This window comes from Phytoactinopolyspora endophytica, assembly GCF_004138495.1.
Taxonomy (GTDB): Bacteria; Actinomycetota; Actinomycetes; order Jiangellales; family Jiangellaceae; genus Phytoactinopolyspora; species Phytoactinopolyspora endophytica.
In genome coordinates, this window is record NZ_ML142851.1 from 155,199 (window position 1) to 156,587 (window position 1,389).

The 1,389-nt window shown below is 71.6% G+C and carries 2 protein-coding genes; both read right to left on the minus strand.

All coding sequences use genetic code 11. The annotated features are described in order from the left end of the window. Positions 1–346 (minus strand): cob(I)yrinic acid a,c-diamide adenosyltransferase (locus ELR45_RS40505; protein ID WP_240759232.1); only part of this gene is annotated, 346 nt, incomplete at its 3' end. Positions 347–443: 97 nt separating this feature from the next. Then, the coding region (locus ELR45_RS37060) for a vWA domain-containing protein (protein ID WP_205856152.1) at positions 444–1,389 on the minus strand (946 nt) is incomplete at its 5' end.

The following is a 1,389-nucleotide window of genomic DNA, read 5'->3' on the forward strand; positions in this document are numbered from 1 at the left end:
CCTCGGCCGCCGCGGCCGCATGGTCCTCCTCCGTGCCCTTCTTCCTGGACCAGGACCAGCCCTCGCCCATCTTGTGCCACTCGACCGGGCCGCCCTCACCGGTGTCGGCATGCAGCCGGCCCAAGGCGCGGAAGGCGGCCTCTTCGCCGACCCGCCACTTGGCGGACTTCACGAACTGGAATACGCCGATGTCCCAGCCCTGGTTCCACCCGCGCAGCGCCAGGCCGAACGCCGCCGTCGACTTCCCCTTCATCTCTCCGGTGTGCACGATCACCAGCGGTCGGTTGCGGCGCTGGCGGGTGGTCAGTCCGTCGTTCGGAACGGCGGCTGGCTGTCCTCGCGGCATGGTTATCCGGTCCTCCGATTGTCCTTCGCTCCATGATCATGAACATAAACCGTGTAAATAGCACGGTTTATGTTCATGATCATGGAAGTTGTCGAGTTCATGCGGCTGTCCGGTCGGTGGCGTGCGCCCGGACCGTCGACGTCAGCGCCGACGCGGTGCCGCCCGCCGCCACACCGTCGAGTGCCAGGTGCTCCGCGTTCAGGCTGGCCGCGAGTGACTCCGCGAGACCCAGCCGGACGAACCCGGTCTCGCAGTCGACGACGACGGCGGTACCCCGGGTCCGCTGCAGCTCGCGGGCAAGGACCGCGGCGGCGACCTGCGATTTCGGCACGGCGTCCCGGCCGGCCGTCGCGCGCCCATCCGTGACGATCACGATCAGCGGCCGCCGGCGCGGATCTCGCACCGCCTCGAGAGCGACGACGCGAGCCGTCTCACCAAGACCCTCGGCCAGCGGCGTGCGCCCGCCGGTCGGCAGCGACTCCAGGCGGGCCGCGGCCGCCTCCACACTGGACGTCGGCGGCAGGGCGAGAGCGGCGTCCGCGCCCCGGAAGGTCACCAGCCCGACCTTGTCTCTGCGCTGGTAAGCGTCGAGCAGCAGGGACAGGATCGCCGCCTTCACCTCGCGCATCCGCTGCCGCGCACCCATCGAACCGGAGGCATCGACGCAGAACAGCACCAGGTTGCCCTCGCGGCCCTCGCGTACAGCCAGTCTCAGGTCCTCCCGCCGCAGGCGCACGAGGGGAGCACCGTGGGCTGTCCGGTCCGCTTGATGCGGGGCGGCAGCCAGGAGCGTGGCGACCAGGTGCGGGCTGCCCGGCTCGCCGTCGTCCGCACGGCGGGCGCCGACGGTGCGGCCACTGCTGGTGATGGCCGGGGACCGACGCCCCTGGGCTCCGGCGCCTTGCCCGGCGACCGTCAGCAGCCGCGCCCGGTACGGTTCGGTGGCGCGTTGTACGTCGCCGTCCGGAGCACTGTTCCCGGCGTCCGATTCGGATGTGGTCGCCGAGGTGGGCGCCTTACCGCCGGGAGTGCCGCCGGGGTCG